Origin of the sequence: Brakhagea baltica (assembly GCF_052161605.1) — a bacterium.
Lineage (GTDB): Bacteria > Planctomycetota > Planctomycetia > Pirellulales > Pirellulaceae > JBKCUI01.
In genome coordinates, this window is sequence record NZ_CP197409.1 from 2250440 (window position 1) to 2272355 (window position 21916).

Here is a 21916-nt window from a genome sequence, read left to right on the forward strand (position 1 = left end):
AGGAATAGCACGAGTTGTTTGGCCTTGCTCTAGGCTGGTGAAGGAACGTGAGTGGGCGACCTGGTATAATATTGTGCCATGCGTGCTCTCTTCGTGCACTCCTTATGATGCCAGATAATGGAAAGGTCAGTGATGTTAAAACATATTCTTCGCTTCGGCTGCTGCTTAACGGTGTTAGCTTTGCCGCAGATGACTCGAGCCGACTTCCCTCAGTTCCGTGGGACGGGTGGTTCGGCGAAAGGTGCACTAGCTAACGCTCCCCTGGAATGGTCGGACTCAACGAATCTCGCGTGGAAGGTGCCTGTACCCGGCACGGGCTGGTCGCAGCCAATTATCGTAGGTGATAGCCTCTTCGTCACTTCAGCGGTTTCCGACCAAGATCTTAAGCCTAAGAACTTTTCTGGCGGAGCACGCATGCCGCAAAGCATGGGACTGGGAGGCTTGACCCCAGCTCCGAAAACAAATATCGCCTGGCAAGTGCACTCGTACGAGCCCCAGTCAGGTGAGAAGCGATGGAGCACAACCGTCTGCGAGGGGCAGCCTAAGTATCCCGTTCATCCCTCGAACACCTATGCGACCGAGACCCCAGTGGGTAATTCCAAAGGAATCGTCGCCTTCTTTGGAGCTACCGGTATTGCAGCCGGTTTGTCACCCGATGGCGAGATGCGCTGGAAGCAGGAGCTCGGCGTGTTTCCGACCAACAATGGTTTCGGCACCGGCAGTTCGCTTGCTATCCACGATGATCTCGTTTTCATCCAACACTTCACGGAGGGGAGTGCATTCGTTGTCGCCTTGCATGTTGAGACTGGCGAAAAGAAGTGGTCTCACCAGCGCGAACGCAAGGGGAGTTCGTGGGCCTCTCCGATCGTTTGGAGTAACCAGCAGAGAACAGAGCTCGTTATTTCCGGTGGTGAACTGATCGAATCTTTAGATCCGAAAACTGGCGAGATTCTATGGCGGGTTGCCAACGTCAAAGCCCCGACGGCATGTTCGATCGCGTCGGACGAGAGTCGTATCTACTTTGGTGGCTCCGATCCGATGTCAAAAGGCCCGCTGTTCGCACTTCGTGCAGGAACTGCAGGCGATCTGTCCCCCAAGAAAAAGAACGAAGCCTTCGAGGGTTGTGATTGGGTAGAGAAGAAAGCCGCACCAGGGATGGCCTCCCCATTGTCGACAGGGACGTTCGTCTTTGTGAACGACAACAACATTCTTCGAGTCTATGAGGCTGCTACGGGCAACAAGGTTAACGAACGGAGAATAGACGGTTTTGGGTCTATCGCTGCGAGTCCTATTTTGCTCAACGACAAGATTCTCTATCTGGATGAGCAAGGCAACGGAATCTTGATCAAGGCAGACGCTTCTTGCGAAACGATTGGTAGAGGGAAGTTGGATGACACCTTTTGGGCGACTCCGGCAATCGATAACGAATCTATCTACTTCCGAGGCATCGAATATCTATATTGCATCCGAAAAACCCCGTAGATCGCCTCCGAATAGAAGCAACACGAGCGCTAAGGTTTATCGATAACAGCTTGGATTTGTATGGCTTTTCGGCCTTTGTAAGCGCCGGCTGACGCGAGGAACTTAACGCGATCCGAGATTTCAATTTCAAGCGGTTCGCGAGTATCTTTCTCGGTTGTTATGATGTCACCAATTTCTAAATCGAACAAATCTGCCGTTTTGATCGTGGATCTGGCCAGGGTGACTATCACTTCCGCATTAGAGCCATCTAGCCTATCGGTTATCTGCTGGACGGAATTCTCCGACGTTCTTGCTGAGGCGTAACCAACCCAACTGTTGCTGGTCAGCTTGCTGTTTACCCGCTCGATTGTATTGAAGGGGATACACAAATTGATCATGCCTCGAACTTGTCCAATCGACAGCTCGAAACTGACCATCACAACCACTTCGTTTGGTGGCACGATCTGCACGAGTTGCGGATTGCTTTCCACCCGTTCCACTTCGATTTTTAGGTCAACAATGTTGGTCCAAGCGGAATGGAGCTCTCTGATAAAGACATTGGTGATGCGGCTTGCTAAACGCAACTCAATGTCTGATAGTGGCCGCTTAAGCGTGGAATCATTTGATGCTCCACCACCCAAAAGCCGATCGATAATGGGAAACAATAACCCAGGACTGATGTCCAGCACCCAGTTGCCCTCAAGCGGCATGGGCTTGAGAAGGTTAAAGCAAGTGGGAATGGTCAAACTATAGACGAACTCGCTATAGGTCAACTGATCGACACTGATCAACCTGACTTCCACCATCGTTCTCAGGACCGCTGAAAGGGATGCTCCAAGATTCCGAGAGAAGCCATCGTGCAAGGATTGCAATGCTCGCATCTGCTCTTTACCGACCCGCTCAGGCCGTTTGAAATCATACGCTAGGATGCGAACTTTTGGAGCCGCCGGTTTCTTAGCCTCTGGCTTCTTTGCTTCCGGGGGGGGCGGCGCGGCACCGCCAGCATCGAGAGACTTTAGTAGGTCTTCGACATCGTTCCGGCTCAATACGTCATCTGACATTCGGGTATCCCTCCCCTATTCACGAATTTAACCTAGGACCGAATCTGGCCGTTACCTGACACAACATACTTGTACGTCGTTAACTCTTTCAAACCGCACGGGCCTCTCGCATGAAACTTGTCGGTACTGATTCCTATCTCAGCTCCCAGGCCAAGTTGTCCGCCATCATTAAAACGGGTGGATGCATTTACCATGACCGCCGAGGAGTCGATCTCCAAAAGGAACTTCTGCGAAGCCTCTTGATTCCGCGTGATAATCGATTCGGTGTGCTTGGAACTGTAGCAGTTGATATGCTCGATCGCTTCGTCCAAGCTGTCGACAACTCGCACGCTCATGATGGGGCCTAAGTACTCTTTGCTCCAATCCTCTTCGGATGCACGGACCGCATTGCTGAGCAACCCACACGCGCGATCATCGGCTCTATACTCGATGTTGTACGGTTTCAACTGTTGCTCTAATCTGGGTAGAAACTGGGCTGCAATCCCTTGGTGTACCACCAAAGATTCCATTGCATTACAGACCCCCATTCTCTGACACTTGGCGTTTTCAACAATTCTTAAAGCCATGTCTAAATCGGCGTCCGCATCGATGTACACATGACAATTTCCATCATAATGCTTCAGGACTGGCATAGTGGCTTCTGAGACCACGCGTCGAATGAGCCCTTCGCCTCCACGAGGTATCACCAAATCGATCTGATCCGCGAGCTGCAATAAATGCCCCACCGCACTTCGATCGTTCGTCTCGATCAGCTGCAAAGCATCAACCGGAATCCCCGTGTCCAACGCGGCGTTTCGCAGTATCTCAACCAAGGCCCGCGAGCTGTGCATCGCTTCTTTGCCACCTCGCAGTATGATGGCGTTACCACTTTTCACAGCAATTGCAGCAGCATCGGCGGTTACGTTCGGTCTGGATTCGTAAATGAAAAAGATCACCCCCAGTGGCACTCGAACTTTTCTAATGCGAATCCCATTGGGGCGAGTGGATTCCTCCAGTATTTCGTTGACCGGATCGGAAAGATTGGCAACCTCCTCCAGTCCATTTGCAATCTGAGAAATGCGGTCCGTCGTTAGGAGCAAGCGATCTTTCTGCGCTTCGGTTAACTCCAGGCTTTCCGCTTGTTCGATGTCTAGTTGATTTGCCCGTAAAATGCGATCCGTCTTCAATCTGATTTGTTTCGCCGACTCTAAAAGCCAGTTGTTCTTTATGTCCGTTGATATGGAAACCAGAAGACGTGACGCGATCTTGGCACGCTTTGCAACGTCGTGACAGTAACCGACAATATCAGCGTCTAGATTTGATGATGACATGGACAACTTGTGCAAAATAGGAAACTCACCGCCGGGAGTATCTCTATTTAGCTCGGCAGGGTCAATCCGGAATCTGTAACGCTAGCATTGGCAATCTGATCTCCCTCTCCGGATTGCTTGAGACTCCCCCACAATGCAGCTCCCATCGCACCAGCATCATCGCCGAGCTTGGCCATCTTGATCTCAAACATACCGCTGTAGCATTGCAAGATATTCTTTTTGGCGGTCTTGGTGACTTCCTCCATGTAAATTTCCTGCAAGGCCTCGACCAAGCCACCTCCTAGAACGATGACTTCCGGGCAGAGCATGTGGATGACGTTGACCACGCTGTATCCAACTGTTTGGGCTGCACGCCGAATGATGTTCTCGACCGCTTTGTCTCCCTCGCGAATTGATTCAGCCAGTACCTTGCTCCGAATCTTTGATAGATCCGTTCCGACCTGTTTGAACAAGTAGGGTGCCTCGCCGCGATAAGCCAACTTGGCGCACTCGGCTGCGATCGCCAATCGGCTCGCTTCGCTTTCGAGTGTTCCAGTCATATCGACTCCGCTGTTTCGATTCGATGATGCGACCCTAGTATGACCGATCTCCATAACCGAAGAGCGTTTGCTCCGGAGGATCTTTCCCTCGTACACGAAGCCACCACCAATTCCGGTCCCAGGGAAAATCCCTACCACGCTTTGAGCTCCCTGTCCGGCACCGAGTGAGTATTCTCCGTACACCCCGGCATCGACATCGTTCAAAACCGAGACAGGTCGCTTGAGCTTTTCCTCGAGCATGGCGGACAATGGCACATTCTTCCAACCCAAATTCACGGCGACGTTGACGACCCCTTTATCCATGTTCACGGGGCCAGGACAGCCCACACCGAGCGTTGCCATCTGATCAACGCTCAACCCAGCCTCTTCGAAAGTCTCTCGCACCAATTCGTGAATGCGATCCACGATAGCAGTCGGTCCGTCATTCCCCTTGGTCTTTTTCCGTTTGCGAGACACGATGCGGTTCTCGCGATCTAGCACCACGCACAACATTTTGGTGCCACCAAGATCGAAACCGCAAAGATATGGATTTTGCATTGAAAGCTACAGAAAAGCGGAATGAGTTTACCGTGTGCCTCAAAACTTGCCGGGAGACTTACAGGCTCGCGGTCGAAAGAACACACGACGATTATAGCTCAAACTCACACTAGTCAAAACGCCCCTACATAATGGCTACAGAAGCGTCTTGCTCGTCCAAAATAGGCTTTCACAAGGCGAAAGCCATGCAAGCTGTCCTCGCGTTAACGATCTCGTTTTCTCTTCTTTTGCTTGGGTTTCTTGTCAAAAGGCTTTTGTCCCCTCGAGCCTCTCGCACGATCCGATCTCTTACCAACACTAGTCAAAGGTACGGATCGGGTGATCTTTTCTAGTTCAAAAAGAAGCTGACGCTGCACCATGTCAATCGATTTAATCCGAACAATCACTTCATCCCCAAGGCGATAGTGATTGCCGCTCCTAAAGCCCTCTAGCGAATGGGTGTCTCTCGAAAATCGATATCGATCCGGTGGTAAATCCTCTGTCCTTATAAAACCGTCGACCGGAATCTCTGTCGCCCGAACAGTCAAGCCAACCGACTTGACGCCAGCAACCACGCCGCTCAAAAGCTCTCCTCGCTTCTTGGACAGAAAGTGCAGTAGCTTGACCTTGATCAATTCCCGCTCAGCCGCCTCTGCATTCTGCTCCATCGCGCTGCAGTGCTCACCAAGCCGCTCCAGAACCTGCTCGTCTTCCTTGGCTGGCTCGCCAGTAATCAGCTTCTGAACGATTCGGTGCACCACCAAATCGGGATAGCGACGAATCGGACTCGTGAAGTGACAGTAGTGCGACATGTTCAGCGCGTAGTGGCGTTCATGCGATGCTTGATAGACCGCTTTAGACATGCTTTTGAGAATCGCATAGTTGACAGCATACTCGGTTGATAAGCCACGTACGCTGTTGACCACGCGTTGTATCTCAAAACGACTCTCTAGATCCTCAGACTCGATTCCCAACGAGTTTACAAATTGATTGAGTTGCCGCAGCTTCAATCGATTTGGGGGGGCGTGAGCACGCCTTAGAAAAGGTAGCTCTAGCTCATCTAACCAAGATGCAACGGCCTCGTTAGCGGCCAGCATGAACTCCTCGATCACTTGATGGCTCTCGGTATGATGAACCAAATGAGCTCCCTTTACCTTGCCGGATTTATCGAGATCGATTTTGACCTCCGGTAAAACCAGCTCCAAGGCCCCCTGCTCGTTCCTGCGTCGCCTTAGCATCATGGCTAGCTCATGCATGCGCTCGACCACCAAGTAAACCTCGGGGGAGAGTTTCTCGCGCCACTCTTCGCGATTCGCCAAGAAGTGATCGATCTGCTCATAGTTAAAACGATAGTGATTGCGTATGACACTGTTAAAGACACGCTTGTAAAGAAGCACACCTTCCGGACTGAACTCCATAAAAACGGTCTTCGCCAAGCGGTTCTTATCAGGCTGCAACGAAGCGAGATGATTGCTGATGATCTCCGGGATCATCGGGATCACGCGATCAGGCAAATAGACACTGGTCGCTCGCCGTTGAGCCTCGATATCTAGTGCGCTTCCTACCGGAACGAAGTGCGATACGTCGGCGATGTGGACCTGCAGCTCCCAGTTCCCCTTTTCGTTCTTCGTAAGCGAGATGGCATCGTCAAAGTCACGCGCATCGAATGGGTCAATCGTTACCGTCGTCGTACCGGTCAAATCAACACGCCCCTCGGGAATGACGGTATCATCGAACAAGTCGGCTTGTGCTCGCGCGACCTCGATGGCATTCTCAGGAAACTCCTCGGGAAGTCCGAATTGGTACATCACCGCCGACGTGTCAACAGCCGGATTCTTATTGCTTCCGAGCACCTTCATGATGACGGCTTCGCCCGGCTGAAAGAAGTCGGGAAAACGGACTAGTTCGACGATGATCTTGTCGTTCTCTTCGACGGGCAAACCACGCACATCACCGATCTTGACGGGGTGGCCTAGATTGGCACCGTCCAGCCACACGACTGCTTGCGATTCGATGTACTTGAACGTACCTGCAAACTCGCGTCGACCGCGCGCGACGATCTCCACAACCTTCCCCACTGTGCGATCATGGGTTCGTTCGGTAACCCGTACTTTGACGGTATCACCATCCATGGCATTCTTGGTGAATCGGGGAGGGATAAAAACTTCGTCTTCCGATTCCTTGCCCGCGATTTTAGGCAGCTTGACAAACCCAAACTGTCGAGTGGGGGCGATTCGAAATACTCCGACCAATTCTTTAGATCGTTTCCCCCCCTTAGAGCTTGACTCTTCATCGCCGGATTCGTCTTCAGCTAAATCATGCTCACCGTAAGAGTCGTCAGCAGTTTCCTCGTCGACCGTTTCGAGATCGTCATGGAGTTCGTCATCGATTTCAGGCTCGTTGGTGATTTCAGGCTCGTTAGCCGGGCCGGTAAGCAGACCTCTGCCCTCAGACGGCTCTCTATGGTCTGGCTGCGGCTTGGGCCGAGGAGCACGGACGACAGGTTTGGCGGAGGGAGCGGCTGGGGAGTCGGGCCGTAAAACCAAATGATTGGAACCGAAGACGAGTCTCCCTTCGCGGACCAATTTCTTGATCGCTCGCCTTAGCTCGCGATAAGCGTCATCGGTCAACTTAAGGCTTTTATGAAGCCCCTTTGGCTTCATCGGTCGATATCCCTCCGCGTAAACGATACGGAGGATTTGTTCAGCAATAGTTTCAGAATTCATCAATCTAGGATAACTCAAACCCTTGCAAATGGCTAGCGCGGCGATGAATTCCAGGTTGATCTAGTTGCGATTTACGAACTCATCCAAATTGAAAACCAAGTTCGACACCAGGCAAAGGGTTGCAACCTCCTGCGCCTTCAGGGTCGGGTCTGCGGGACTTTCTCCCACCTTTAGCAACCTCCGTGCATCTTCAAGAGACTCCTGAAATCGCTCTCGAAAGGCATCATAGGCGGATTGCAACCGGTCTAGCTCGCTTTCCGTGGGCTCCCTGGAAAGTGCGGTCCTAACAATGACCTGCAACCGATCTCGATCCGACGCCAAGTCTTGCCGGACAATGCTTTCGGCTAAGTGTCTGGCAGCTTCTACGTATTGAATGTCGTTCATAAGCTGCAACGCTTGCAAGGGCGTGTTGCTGCGTTCCCGACGACTACAAAACTGTTCGCGGTTCGGTGCATCAAAATTGCTCAGGAACGGAGGAGGAGCGGTCCGCTTGAAGAATGCGTAGATGCTGCGCCGGTAGATGCTGGCCCCATGATCCTGGACGTAGTAACGAGTGTTCGAGTCACCATATCCAACAGGCTCCCAAATTCCAGGGGGCTGGTATCCTTTGAAACCGACCCCTCCAAACTCCCGATTGAGCAGCCCTGCTGATGCCAAGACATTGTCTCGAATTTGCTCTGCATCCAATCGAATCCTAGGACCACGAGCAAGGTAGCGATTTTCCGGATCGATTGTTCCATCCTGTTCGTTTACTACGGCCGAACGCTGAAAGGCTCGAGTCATGACCAGTTTCTTCATCAGCTTCTTCATGTCCCATCCTCTAGCCATAAACTCAGCCGCTAATGCGTCCAGCAATTCAGGATGCGTGGGGGGCGTCCCCTGCGTGCCAAAGTCATCGCTCGTTTGAACCAGACCAGTTCCATAGACTTGTTGCCAGAGTCGATTGACGGCAACTCGGGCGGTTAACGGATTCTCTGCCGAGACCAACCACTTGGCTAAATCCAATCGAGATGGGCGGGAATTCGGATCATCTCTTTTTAGAGAGGGCAAAAAGGCTGGAGTGTTCGGCTCTACCGCCTCACCTTTTTGGTCGTACTGCCCCCTGGTCATGATGTGCGCCTGCCGGGGCGTCGCTTCGTCACGATAGACGAGTGTGCCGGGAATCTGACTTTCCAGGTCAGCGATCGCGATCCGAATTCTTTCCCATTCGGCGCGTGCTTGTCTTAACTCTTCGGAAACATCATCTCCGATGTAAGCATAGTAGTAGGCCGCTACGGCCGACTCCGTCTGTGCTTTCGATGCGGCATCTGCCTCATCGTTTTTGTTTGGTCCGTCTTTAATGGCTTTCCCGGTCAAGCCATCCGCTAGCGGTAGCGACCGTCCGGATTGCTTTTTCCACCAGGTGATCCATGAAGGTTCGGTGGTGGTTTGCTCGAAGCTTCCTGTGCACACAAAGCCATCCCAGTCGCAAACGCCACCGAACAAACCAAACTGGAGTTCCTGCAATGAGGAGCCTGCCGGCAAGTCGGCCATCGAAACAGTTAGTTGTGTCCAAACGCCGGGCTTAGGGACTGGCCCGAGAATGGTCTTCTCATTTCCACCGACCGATCGCCCGTTTTCAACGGAGTTAGCCCATACTCGGCGAACTGCTTTGTTGTCGGCCTTTACTTGGACGTAAATGCTAACTGGCGTTTCGTATCTATCGGGCCTCACCCAGAAGCTCAGCGAGCCGTTCTTGGGCAACTCATTGGTTAGCCACCCACCGGACAGAAATTGTTCAAACTTGTCTCCAAACGATTGGCGAATGAATCGTTGGCCCATGGGAGCATCTCCTGAGCTAACCCAAGTTTCCGCGTTGCGAGACGTGTTTCTCGCGCTAACGCTTAGGGGCATCAAGTCGTTCAACCAAACTTCTGAACGCCAAACGTGACTAGTGGCCGGGCCTTCTGAGATCTCAGTTGCAGTAGAGCTTTCCGAGGTAGCAGGTCGTGCGATCTGCAAATCAGAGCGACGCACGGGATTCCCAGCGATTGCCAGCAAGGCTGCTCGCAACTGCGATTCTTTGGCTTTGAGCTCTTCTAGTTTTTGTTGTTGCTCTGGAGTAGCGAGCTTCAAGAAAGGTTGCGTGTCGTGAATGTTGCCATCCATTGCCGGGTCGGCAGCGCTGTAGAAAAAGGAATAGAGTGAGTAGAACTCTTTCGTCGAGAGTGGGTCATATTTATGATCGTGACATACGGCGCATCCACCTGTTAGGCCAAGCCAGGCTTGTACGGTGGTACTAGTTCGATCGACAGCGTAACGGTAGAGAAATTCTTCATTGATTGCTCCACCCTCGCTGGTTGTGACGTTGCAACGATTAAAGCCTGTCGCAACCAGTTGTTTCTTTGTGGGAGAGGGAAGCAAATCTCCTGCCAATTGTTCGATCGTAAATTGATCGTAAGGCAAATTTTCGTTGAAGGCATCGATCACCCAGTCGCGGTAAGCCCACATCGTTCGCTCATTATCCAAATGCAGACCGTGCGTGTCCCCATATCTAGCCACGTCGAGCCAATGCTTGGCCATCTCCTCACCGTAATGAGGGTTGCTTAAAAGTTCATCGACCAATTTTTCATACTGCTCATCCGACGGATCGCTAACGAAACGATTCACTTGTTCTGGTGTTGGTGGCAAACCTGTTAGAGTTAAGGCGGCCCGACGAATCAAGGTTACTGGATCGGCTTTAGGCGTCGTCGTTAAGCCGACGTTCGCAATCTCTCGATCAAGCAGTTGGTCGATCGAGACATCGCCCGTCGTTGGTTGTACAGGTTCAAAGGACCAATGGTTTTCGTACTCAGCACCTTGTTCGATCCACAGCTTGATCAGCTCCTTCTCGTTTTCAGTCAGTTGACGATTGGATTGTGGAGGTGGCATCACCGAGTCGGGATCCTCAGACAGAATCCTGGCCCAGGCCATGCTGCGGTCCAAGTCCCCTGGCACAACGGGAGCGAGCCCATCTTCTCGAACCTCATGAGCACCCTCTACGGTATCGAGGCGCAGTCCAGCCTCGCGAGTTTTCTCGTCAAAGCCGTGGCATCGAAAACATGCCTGGCTCAAAATGGGTCGAATATCGCGGTTGAAACGTACCTTGTCCGATCCCGTTTCGTCGTTCCCGTTTGAGCCGGTCGGATCTGCTGCGAGTATCGTAGATTGAAGCAAGAGCGACGTGATCAACAAGGCTATGGTGGGGTGCATTCGCATAAGTGAGAGTCTGGTGGGTGGCAGGGAGGAGGCGAGCAAAATCGTGCCAAGGACACGACCTTCATTGTAAACGCAATATCGGCTAGGTGTACTGGACCAGTTGGAAGATTCACTTAAGACTCTTACCCGCAGCAGCACCAAAAAAGGCAGAATGATGTATGGCAAAATGATCTCAGGAATCTAGAGTGTTAATGTGCGTGCGTCCGTTCACGATCATCCCCGCGCTGAGCACCCCCTGCCCACCCGCCCTGTCATCATTCTGCCTTTGTACCGTGTTCAGCTCCTACGCAACTTCGAGTCGAGGGCCGAATTGGAGAGGGGCGACCGCACCGCATCGCATAACGGCTCCGACCGATTAGCCCTTCCTAAAGCCCCCTCCCCTCGTGATCGTTCCTCCACTCGACCCTCCCGAATTTTTCGGGAGGGTGAATAAGAAGGCAACTCACGCTTGAGGACGGCTGGTTCACAAGCCAAGAATACGCGTCGATCAGTAAGCTCGAAATTGGTGAGACGATAACCTGTTCACAACTGGAGTGTTCGTGCACTCGTGTGAGCAGCTTTGAGCTATCGATGGTCGGACTACCACTTCGGGAGAATTAGGTGCGTCGCATAGATCGTGAACGCCTTCATTCCGTCGTTTGCGTCGGTGGGGCAATGAATAATGGGCTAGCACCGTTCTTTGCGTTCGAGGTGCCTGAAGCCATCCCCCCGCGCCTACTCGACCATGCTCTAACGTTCGCGCTGACTAGTCGAGATTCATTGCACGTGGATGCTTTCTCTTTCTGATGTGTCTAGCAAATCGGCGCTAAAGATTCCTTCAAAGAGACTTGTGCAGCGTTGATATCAGGCATTATTGGACAACAGTGTCGATCACCGCTTCGATGTTGTGACCGTGAACTCCGACTGCTCGAACGATCCCGGCCTCATCAACGACAATACTCCCGAAACCGTAGTCGCCAAGAGCCAGCGCACCCTCAAAGCCTCCCGGGATCATCACCTGGGGCCAAGTTCCACCACCATAGGTTTCGAACAACTTCGGAGCTTGACTGTCATAGTACTGCAAATTTTCATCAACGGTGAGCAAGACAACTTGCAACTTCTCCGCTGTATGCTTATCCATAGCCTTTTGTAAGTTTGGAAATCCTTCGTAGCAGTTATGACAGGAAACGGCCCAAATATCCAACACAGTAACTTTCCCAAGGATTGACTTATTCGAGATGCTTGCCCCGTCCACGGTGGTGTACTCAAAGTCCGGACATCGAAAGCCGATCAAAGATCCTTTCAGTGGCATATCCAACTGCTGTAGAGTAAGAGTCATCTTGTCTGTATCGATATCCTTAATCCGATACATCGTGTCGCGAATGCGAATTGGTCGATTCGCACCGCATGCTTCCCAGTCAGCGAGTTCTCCGTCTCCATTCTGATCCACGGAAACGTAAGTGGCGGTATTATTGACGATCGTCCCGTCGGAACCTGTATTCGACAGCGAGTATTTTCGCGTCTTGGGCAAGTAAATTGCTACGCTGCGGTTTGGCCCTGAAGAGAAAGTCCCTTTCCAAACCATCTTCTCTGTTGGTCTGCCAAAAACGAGTATCGAAACAATATTTCCCAATTGAGGTCGAGTGCGGGTCAGTTCGCATTTTTCGAGAGTCAACACGATTGGGTCACCCAGGAACCTCTCTGGCGATGTCGCATCTGGTGCATTTTGCGTGGGGGCTTTTGACTGCGCAATTCCCAAATCAAACGGAATGGTTTGAGGTGGTAAGCATTTGGTATCATCGCATGCCTGGAATCGGACGCTCCCGGATCCACCATAATCAGCGTTTGTTGAGGTGACGCAGAACTTTCGAGTCCAAGAAAATTCACCATCCATCAGCAACTGTGTCCCGGCAGCCAGTGTCAACTTACTAGGCTCCACGCTGCACTCGAACTCTCGTTCGATGGGCTCCAGACCAGTCGGTACAAATTCGATTTCTGTCGGGAATCCAACCGAATCCTGAAGCACTGTCGTCGCCCCAATGTGCCAGCCTTTATTTATACTAACTCGAAATTCCAGAGTCACTTCTTCACCGACCGATGCATTTGCGGGGGATAGCGAGACGATAAAGCTCGCGACGGAGTGAGGCGGTTGAAGATGTTTTTCCAATGATTTCTTTAACGAATGAACGGAGTCCTGTGCTTGCGAAATCCGATGGCACAAACCTCCGAGCGCTACGACCATCAATAGGTAAATCGATATTCGCCACATGTTTTTGCTTTGTATGGTGTATCCTGGGAACGATTGCGTTCGCGAATTGGGTCGGTAAAAAATCTCGACATTGCGGTCGTTGACCGCGCTGGGGCCTTGATCGTAAGGCTGAATACGAGAAGATGCGCAAAACCATCTAGTAATCCCTCAACTAAGAACAATGATTCGGACCATTTTTCGAAAAGTAACTTCACCTCGCCCCCCTGGTCCACTCCCTTTTTACCTTTACTTTTTACCTTTACAGAATCATGCAAAGTCAACGTCCTAGATTATACTACGAACAGGTAGAGAATTCTGGCTTTGACAGTTTGCCGATGGATCTACCGATTCAGTCTCGCTTTACTTAGATTTCCTGTTGCCTCGGCTTGCTAGTGAAAATCCCGATAACTGAATATCTTGAGGCGGTCCGCAGCGGTGAACCGGGCGCGAATCAGGCTCTTTTGGAGCTGGTTTATGATTCACTTCGCCGAATCGCCGTCAGCCGGATGGGGCGAGAATTCAGACGAGAGGAGTTCCAACCAACAGAGCTGGTGCATGAGGCATGGATAAGGCTTGGTGCCAACGAAGTAACGGGGTGGGAGAATCGATTTCATTTTTTCTCGGCTGCGGCGGAGGCGATGCGCCGAACGCTCATTGACAATGCGAGGCGAAGACAATCTCGAAAGCGTGGGGGACGCAATGCCAAGCGGCAGAAACTTAGCGATGATGACTTGGTAGTATTGCCGCTTGCGGACGAGTTGCTCGATCTGGACGAGGCGCTTTCGGCATTGGAGGTATCTTATCCCATTCACGTTCGGGTTGTAAAACTGAAGTTTTTTGCAGGGTTGACAATGAACGAGATTGCTGAGGTTACGAATGTTTCAGTAGCTACTGTGGAACGGTACTGGGCATTTTCTCGAGCGTGGTTGCAACAGCGTATGAGCGGCGAACAAAGTGATCAAGGACTCCGGGATTAGCCATGTCTGACGACGAAATCTTTGGTGCAGCGCTCGATCTTGAAACCGAAGCACAGCAGCAGGCAATGGTCGAGTCTTTTTGCGGAAGCGACAAAGAGCAGTTACAACGCATAATGGGACTACTAAAAACCCATCATCAGTTGAGTTCAAAAACCGGCATAGATAGTCTGTCGATCTTGGACCAGCAGAGTGCGGTTTTTCGTGCATTCTCCGAGACCGAAGAACTTTTGCCAGGCAAACAAGTTGGAAAGTACGTGCTGAAAAAATTGATCGGTGAGGGAGCAACCAGCCTTGTCTTCCAGGCTCAAGAGTTGTCACCGATAGATCGCGATGTCGCTCTGAAAATACTGAAGCCTGGAATGGACTCCCGTCGCATATTGGCTCGATTCAGCCTCGAACACGAGGTTATTCAGCGTCTCGAGCATGCCGGTATCACGCGAGTCTTTGATATGGGTGTTCAACAAAATGGACGTCCATTCTTTGCTATGGAACTGGTTCCCAATCCTCTTACCATCACCGACTATGCTGAACGCTTTGCCCTGGATCTGCGCAGTCGCGTGGAGTTAATGATTGCAACCTGTGAAATCGTTCAGCATGCTCACCAGCGAGGTGTGATCCATCGCGATTTGAAACCCTCCAATATTCTCATCGAGGGAGTCCGTCAATCATCGCCAGCCCCCCGCATCATCGATTTTGGAATCGCTAAAGTCCTCCATGTCGAAGATGGATCATCCGAGAGCATCACAATAATCGGTGATCGATTTGGAACGCCAGCCTATATGAGTCCAGAGCAAGCTTTGATGCCTGCCAATGGTGTGGATATCCGCAGCGATGTTTATTCACTGGGGGTTGTACTGTTTGAATTGCTCACAGGCCGTACGCCTCGCGGCCATTCCGGCAACGCCGATAGTCAGTTGTCCTGGACGAGCGAAGCATATTGGGAGTACGAGGTTCCTTTGCCATCCGTGCTGCGCAAACAGCACATGAAACCATCGAGAAACTCACCCCCAAACGCTCAATTGCAATCAGGACGTTCCGACGGCACTTCCTGCAAAGCGATTGGTGGGTCTGAGCGGGAACTCGATCTAGTTGTGCTCAAATCGATCGCGAGAGATAGGCATCATCGCTATCAGACTGTTTCTGATCTACAACGTGATTTACAACGTTACTTGAGCGGTGAGCCGATCGAGGCTGCGGGAGGGAGTCTAGTCTATCGGGTCAAGAAATTGGTGTATCATAATCGAGCACTAACGGCCGCAATTGTGGTTACGCTGACTACGATCGTAGCGACAGCCATCCTTACCACATCTTATGCATTTCGGGCACATAGCGCAGAGCAACAGGTCCGGCAACAGCTCAAAAAGACCCTTGACACTCAACGCGAGTTAATGATTCAGCGCGACCGTGAAGAAGAAGCCAAACGACAGTCTCAATCTCTACTGCGGGTATTTCAGGTACAAACAGCGACAGATCGAGCCTTTGGTCGGTTCTTGAAAGAGATGATCGATTCGGTGCAGCGAGGGGAACTCGAGGCTCAGTTGTCGTCCGATTCTATATCGATCGATTCGCAAATTTTAACCCAACCGCACCAACGACTGATCATAAGCGGTGACTGGAGTTGGGCATCTCGCAGGCTATCCACCGAGATCGTCAATACCTCTTTTCACTTGGCCAGTCGCGAAGCAGCAAAGGCGTTGTCGCACGAAAATCATAGCTCAACGAAGCCCAGGCAGCATCATCCTCGGCGAGATGATGCACCGGAGTCCTACGGAAAAAACTCGCAAGAAAGTGAGTCCCTGCGGGGGATGCTTCTCGACGAGTTAAGAGTGATCCTTCCTGAGAACGATCCTTTCATAGCCGAGGTATTGGACAACAGCGGGCTGCATGCTCTGGACATGAAACAGTTCAAAGACGCGAAACGATTTCTGACGGAATCGGTATACATTTGGCGGCAAAGCGAGAAATATCTTGAGAACTTGACACAATCCCAACTATTTTTAGCGGAAGCTCAATTGCACAGCAGTGAGTTCCGCCAGGCTGAAGTCACGCTCAATGAAGCTCTGATGACACTCCAGCGACTTCCTGCTGGTAGTAAGGATGCCCCTTCCCTCCGCAACTTCCACGATCGGCTGCAAGCGGAGTTGGCCGGCAAAAGGAACCAGCAACAAGAGTGAACGCTAACCGAAAAAAGTTTGGAATCGCTCAAAGTTAGTGAGGGAGTGTACGGGCTTTTTACGCATTTTGAATGAGTTCGACTTCATAAGTCGAATGATTTACTGAATGAGAACGATGTTTCACGAGAGTTTCGTGGATTCACAAAGTCATCCCCGGGCGTTTTGCAGTTGATCGCGACGATGTGGCCTTGGTTGGTTCGTCGCATCCACCCGAACCGAGTCTGCGGTGTGAACTCACTACCCTGTGATTATCACAAAAGTATTGGTCAGGCTGTGCATTGCAACGCGGTATAGTAAAGAAGTGATTGTTAGATTGCGGGAAAGTATGAAGATCAGTTTTCGTTGGGGCTTTGGTCACCAGTTATTTTGGTTGGTGCTGTTCTTGTTATGCGAATGTTCCCGCGTAAAGGGTCAGAATTTTGATGCTCCTGGCGCATTCAATCCGATTGTGCCAGGCTACTTCGCCGACCCCACCATTAAGAAATTCGGCGATCATTACTATCTTTACTCTACTACGGATGGAAATGGCGGTGGTCGGGCTCCATCGCAAGTTTGGGTTTCCCGAGACTTTCATAATTGGACCCTTGTGCCGATGAATTGGCCTACTGCTGAACAATTTTATTGGGCGCCGGATGTCGTTGAACGCGATGGTCAGTACTATCTTTACTACAGCCAGCCTTGCGTTATTTATGCAGCCGTCGGCGACTCCCCCGTCGGGCCGTGGAGGCCCTTGAACGACAAAGAAGGCGAGATCATTCCAAATCATCTTGTTGACAAAGTGATCACGCTCGATGCGCAAACCTTTGAGGATAAAGATGGCAGTACCTATGTCTATTGGGGAACATGGGGGATCTATCCCGACCATGGGTGTGGGGTAGCCAAACTAGGGAAAGATATGCAATCGATTCTCAACCCAAAGAAGATTCCTAATACGCAAATCAAAGACTTTTTTGAAGCCCCATTTCTTTTTGAACGCAACGGCACCTATTACCTCACGTATTCCTCGGGGAGTTGCCATGATTCGACGTATCGCGTGCAATATGCAACCAGCGATAGACCCGACGGCGATTTCACGATGGGAAAAAACAACCCAGTGCTTTCAACAAATGGCGATGGAACTATCGATGGACCTGGCCATCACTCATTATTGAAAAATGGTGATGAGTATCTGATTGTCTATCACCGTCACGACATTCCAAGAACACCCAATGGACTCTTGCGTCAGTTATGTGCAGACCGAATGACTTTTGATAACGAAGGTAGTATCGAACAAGTTGTTCCCACGCATTCAGGAATCGGACCGCTGTCGGCAAATGTTGAGACGTCAGTGAATTTGGCTTTTACCCGTCCTGTTAAGACTCATTCGCACTACGTCGATGATCTTCGCAAGCACGAGTACAAGCCCGAGTATGCCGTTGATGACAATAACGGAACACTGTGGCGACCTGCTGACAACAAGATGGGGCATTCGTTAACGATCGATTTAGAAAGTAGTCAAACGGTACGGCGTATCGTAACGCAATTCGAATATGCTACTTGGTACTATCAGTACTTGCTCGAAACCTCGATCGATGGAGTGGAATGGCAAGTATTCGCAGACAAACGAGAGAATCAACGTTGGGGTAGTCCCATGATCGATCGAAACGAACATCAAGCTCGATTCGTACGCCTCACTATTACAGGGGTCGAGAAACCCGGTATTTTTGGTGCGGTATGGAATATTAAAGTCTTCGCTGAGGATCGAGTTGACCCGCTGGAAACGTTGGCCTCCGAAGGCTTTAGCAGCTTTATGGGCAGCCAAGCGTCTAGTCTTAATAGAGTCCCCTACCAGACCCGATACGATAGCAAGACGGAAGCTCTGATTCATATCGATGCAGCAGACTTAGAATTAGGTAGCCAAATAAAGATAATCGATAACCAAGGTTCATTGTCAGGGCAATTTGTAGCCTTGGGGCAACCACCCACAGTGGCGGAAATCGCAGGTCGCAAAGGGATTAAGTTCAACGGAAAAGAGGTTCTAAAAGCTTCGTTTCTGACACCTAGTCAATGGTCGGGAAATAGCAGCTACACGATCGAGATGGTTGTATTGAACCCGGAAATTGATGAAGCCGAAGCGATTCTCAGTTGGTGCGGACGTGGAGGGCCCGACGGTATGACGGGGCAAGTCGGTTATGGCTCACACCCCACATGGGGCGCTGTTGGGCACTGGGGATTCGCGGATATGGGGTTTCGCAATGGTCCGCCTAGAGCAAATCAATGGCACCACATTGCAATCGTATTTGACGGTATTTTAGAGCGGGTTTATGTAAATGGCGAATTGAACAATCAATCAGCAAAGATGCTGCTGATGCACAAAGGCCGCGACATTTTTGTTGGCGCCTCGGAGCCTGGTATCGAACACTTCAGTGGCTATCTCAGTCTGCTTAAGGTCTACAATGCGGCACGATCGTCAGATATAATTCAGTCCAACGCACGGAAGTTGGCCTTAGAGCCTTGACCGGAATCAAATTTCACCAAGTTTCTTATTGTCCGAGAAGAGTCGCTCGGTTCAGTCGCTCGATGCCTTTGTTTATCGAGCGACACCTCCTCCCTCATTGAGCGTTTTCGATGCACCTGAAGGACTGAGTAATTGCACAAGAAGGGCGAGGAGCAATACACCGCTCCAAGCCTTAACTTTGCTAAACGACGCAGGCTTTTACGAGTTTGCAGCATGACCCGAGAGTAGTTACGGAACGAGGATCGAAACAGATGATGAATAACCAAGATGACCTCGTAAGCATGTCGCGCAGGTACTTGTTCCGTCAATGCGGAATAGGTGTAGGCGCTATGGCTCTCGGTACCTTACTCGGCAAAGATGGACTCGCCAGCGAGCTCACCAATAACGCCATGTCTCCCAAGCCACCCCATTTTCCTGCCAAGGCGAAGAGTATCATTTTTTTATTCATGGCGGGTGGACCGTCGCAACTGGAGATGCTCGACTACAAGCCCAAACTCTACGATCTCAACGACCAGCCGATCCCACAAAGCTACATTGAGGGAAAGCGTTTTGCGTTTATGGATAGCAGCCACCGCATCAATCTGCTGGCCCCTAAACGCCAGTTCTTTCAGTACGGTGACAATGGCACTTGGGTAAGCGATCTGCTTCCGTACACAGCCAAAATCGTGGATGACATCACGATTGTAAAAACCTGCAAGACAGATTTGTTCAATCATGCACCTGCCAAGCTCTTCATGAATTGCGGAACGGGTCTATTCGGTCGACCCAGCATGGGTGCCTGGGTCACCTACGGACTGGGCAGCGAGTGCCAAGATCTGCCCGGATTCGTTGTTCTGCAAAGCGGACCGCGAGGTCCCCGAGGTGGTTCGGTTCTATGGGGTAGTGGCATGCTCCCCACCAGTTATCAAGGAGTCCCGCTGCGGAATCAGGGAGATCCGATACTGAATCTTTCGAATCCCAGCGGAATCGATCCCGTGATGCAAAGACGCGTGGTGGATTCGATCAAGGAGCTCAATGCCAAACGATTTTCTCAAACCGGCGATCCTGAGATAGCGACTCGAATCAACGCCTACGAAATGGCATTCCAAATGCAGACGAGTGCACCGGAGTTGATGGAGACCGAGTCCGAGTCACAGGAGACACTCGATTTGTACGGGATCAAGGACCCGAAAGAGACCACATTTGCGAGAAACTGCCTACTGGCGAGGCGGCTTGTGGAGCGAGGTGTCCGATTCATACAGTTGTATCATACGAATTGGGATCATCACGGCGGCCCCACGGCGAACTTGGAAAAGCACCTTCCCGAAGTTTCACGAGACATCGATCAAGCGTCAGCCGCATTGGTTTTAGACTTAAAGCGACGTGGCATGCTGGAGGACACGATCGTCGTTTGGGGAGGGGAGTTCGGGCGCACCCCGATGGGTGAGGTGCGTGAGTCGACTGGACGCAACCATCACATCGACGCCTTCACGATGTGGTTTGCTGGTGGTGGTTTCAAAAGCGGTTGTGTCTATGGTGAGACGGACGAGCTAGGTTTTGCTCCGATTGAGAACCCGTGTCACGTCCGAGATATCCACGCCACGTTATTGCATCAGTTGGGCCTGGACCATCATCGTCTTTCCGTAAAGTTTCAAGGGCTCGATGTCAAGCTAACTGGAGTGGAGAAGGCCCATGTGCTGAAGGATATTCTCGCATAGGGGGCAACGGATTTCACCCTGTCTGTTACTCTCTTTGTACAAATTCCAGGTTCGCTACGATTTTTGCTCACTCAGGAGTCAAATTCGATCGAATCCAAAAGCTCTCGAAGCCTCTTTCTTATTCGGCTTTTGCTAAGGTACACGGTATTTTTGGTAGTGCCGAGCTCCATAGCTGTTTCTGCTACTGACTTTCCCTCCACGGCCACGTGCCAGAATGCTCGCCAGGCTGATTCCGGAAATTCCATCTGGGCTTGAAGGAAAATTTTCAAGACACGTTCGTCGGAGATGTGCTCCAAGCCAACTTGACTTGTATCGTCTTCCACGATTTGAATCACTTCACTCCGTGATGGCACTTTTCTCAACAAGTCCGAAGCAGCAGCCCCTGGTTGCTTCAGCCTAAAAAAATCAGCGATCCTCCGTTGCGCGATCCGCCTAACCCATCCCCCAAAAGCCCCCTCATCCTTTTTTTCGAAGCTGTGAAGACTCCCAAGCATTGAGACGAAGATGTTCTGCGTCACGTCAGCGGCGGCGTGGGCTTCTATACCCGACTCCAAGCACCAGCCGTAGATTTGCATGAAGTATTGGCTTACAATTCCCTTCCAAGCTGGGTTGTCGAAGCTTTTCAGCTGCTGGAGAGTAGTCGTACCAGGATCTTGCGGAGTTTCGAACACATGGTTCATACTATCTGAATAATCTTCTATCCATGAAATGACCAGGCAGTAAATGAAACGCGTTCCCCGAACTATAACTGCTAGATCCAATGACATCAAGCAGTTATCGCGTGGGAGCGGTTCCACGCTTGCTGGAAGACCTTTCGATCTCGACCTCTTCTCGTCCTGGCGATTTAGGGTGCCACCGATTGGGAAGCCATGGGCTGCCCAGATGGTTTTAGTCGCTATCGTCCGGTTCGCATTCGTTGCATTGCTATCAGTCTGTATTGCGGACAAAATGGAGGCACAGCAAGAGTTCATCGACAACTATGATATGAACGGCGACTACGCTCGATACGTTTATTCCGCATCTAAAATTCGAGTCTGGAATCAAGCACAGAATGGTTACGAAGTCCGTTCATGGGGCCCCAGATCCGACAACGAACCGGGAATCCTGATACTGCGTTACCAATTTGACCGCCCGATTATGAGTGCCACTGTCAGATTTAATCTTTTACTGCATAGACCGGAAAGTACCGGTAAAGTTGAGGTATCCCACGACAACAAAACCTACACTTTACTGACAGAAACAGAACAAAGACCAGCAGAGTCCGCCAATCACCAATCCACCCTGTTTGTCTTAACCCCCACCGTGCGAGGTGAGCGACAAGTCTTCTTGCGAATCACACTAACAGGTAAGCAGCTAAACAGCTCCATCATGGGAACCGATTTTTTGAGGACCTCACCGGGGATTCCTAAGTTTAATAGCCCTCTTGTTTACGAGTTCCGAGCGATAACGGAATAAGAATCGAACTATCTTCAAAGGATGCTGATGACATGAGAA

Annotated in this window: 14 protein-coding genes; 7 read left to right on the plus strand and 7 right to left on the minus strand. The window is 51.1% G+C overall.

Annotation, left to right across the window (positions count from 1 at the left end; genetic code table 11):
• The first annotated feature begins 132 nt into the window (after positions 1 to 132).
• A complete protein-coding gene (locus tag SH449x_RS08230; protein WP_482380855.1) occupies positions 133 to 1482 on the plus strand; it encodes an outer membrane protein assembly factor BamB family protein in 1350 nt (449 codons plus the stop codon).
• A gap of 29 nt (positions 1483 to 1511) precedes the next feature.
• Here the strand turns inward: SH449x_RS08230 and fliM are convergent, their stop codons facing one another.
• From fliM to SH449x_RS08260, 6 genes are all read right to left on the minus strand, one after another.
• Positions 1512 to 2522 carry a flagellar motor switch protein FliM gene (gene fliM / locus SH449x_RS08235; RefSeq protein ID WP_482380856.1) on the minus strand — a complete coding sequence of 337 codons (1011 nt, stop codon included), beginning with the start codon at positions 2520 to 2522 and terminating at the stop codon, positions 1512 to 1514.
• A gap of 32 nt (positions 2523 to 2554) precedes the next feature.
• Positions 2555 to 3847, minus strand: a complete 1293-nt coding sequence (locus SH449x_RS08240) for a glutamate-5-semialdehyde dehydrogenase (RefSeq protein WP_482380857.1) — start codon at positions 3845 to 3847, stop codon at positions 2555 to 2557.
• A gap of 32 nt (positions 3848 to 3879) precedes the next feature.
• Positions 3880 to 4908: an ROK family protein gene (locus SH449x_RS08245; protein ID WP_482380858.1), complete on the minus strand. Its 1029-nt coding sequence runs from the start codon at positions 4906 to 4908 to the stop codon at positions 3880 to 3882.
• Positions 4909 to 5111: 203 nt separating this feature from the next.
• Complete coding sequence (locus SH449x_RS08250; protein ID WP_482380859.1) at positions 5112 to 7613, minus strand: ribonuclease R family protein; 2502 nt, start codon at positions 7611 to 7613, stop codon at positions 5112 to 5114.
• Between the two features lie 60 nt (positions 7614 to 7673).
• Entirely contained in the window at positions 7674 to 11015 is a 3342-nt protein-coding gene (locus SH449x_RS08255) for a PSD1 and planctomycete cytochrome C domain-containing protein (RefSeq protein WP_482380860.1), read from the minus strand.
• A gap of 685 nt (positions 11016 to 11700) precedes the next feature.
• Entirely contained in the window at positions 11701 to 13098 is a 1398-nt protein-coding gene (locus SH449x_RS08260) for a TlpA family protein disulfide reductase (protein WP_482380861.1), read from the minus strand.
• Positions 13099 to 13469: 371 nt separating this feature from the next.
• On the opposite strand from SH449x_RS08260, the gene SH449x_RS08265 reads away from it, so the two are divergent.
• From SH449x_RS08265 to SH449x_RS08285, 5 genes are all read left to right on the plus strand, one after another.
• Positions 13470 to 14054: a sigma-70 family RNA polymerase sigma factor gene (locus SH449x_RS08265; protein ID WP_482380862.1), complete on the plus strand. Its 585-nt coding sequence runs from the start codon at positions 13470 to 13472 to the stop codon at positions 14052 to 14054.
• Between the two features lie 2 nt (positions 14055 to 14056).
• Entirely contained in the window at positions 14057 to 16228 is a 2172-nt protein-coding gene (locus tag SH449x_RS08270) for a serine/threonine protein kinase (protein WP_482380863.1), read from the plus strand.
• 325 nt (positions 16229 to 16553) lie between these two features.
• Positions 16554 to 18725 carry a family 43 glycosylhydrolase gene (locus SH449x_RS08275; protein WP_482380864.1) on the plus strand — a complete coding sequence of 724 codons (2172 nt, stop codon included), beginning with the start codon at positions 16554 to 16556 and terminating at the stop codon, positions 18723 to 18725.
• Between the two features lie 28 nt (positions 18726 to 18753).
• Positions 18754 to 18942, plus strand: a complete 189-nt coding sequence (locus SH449x_RS08280) for a DUF1553 domain-containing protein (protein ID WP_482380865.1) — start codon at positions 18754 to 18756, stop codon at positions 18940 to 18942.
• Between the two features lie 34 nt (positions 18943 to 18976).
• Positions 18977 to 20422 carry a DUF1501 domain-containing protein gene (locus SH449x_RS08285; RefSeq protein WP_482380866.1) on the plus strand — a complete coding sequence of 482 codons (1446 nt, stop codon included), beginning with the start codon at positions 18977 to 18979 and terminating at the stop codon, positions 20420 to 20422.
• A gap of 71 nt (positions 20423 to 20493) precedes the next feature.
• On the opposite strand, the gene SH449x_RS08290 is transcribed toward SH449x_RS08285, so the two are convergent.
• Complete coding sequence (locus tag SH449x_RS08290) at positions 20494 to 21102, minus strand: RNA polymerase sigma factor (protein WP_482380867.1); 609 nt, start codon at positions 21100 to 21102, stop codon at positions 20494 to 20496.
• 43 nt (positions 21103 to 21145) lie between these two features.
• On the opposite strand from SH449x_RS08290, the gene SH449x_RS08295 reads away from it, so the two are divergent.
• Positions 21146 to 21877 carry a hypothetical protein gene (locus SH449x_RS08295; RefSeq protein ID WP_482380868.1) on the plus strand — a complete coding sequence of 244 codons (732 nt, stop codon included), beginning with the start codon at positions 21146 to 21148 and terminating at the stop codon, positions 21875 to 21877.
• The last annotated feature ends 39 nt before the right edge of the window (positions 21878 to 21916 follow it).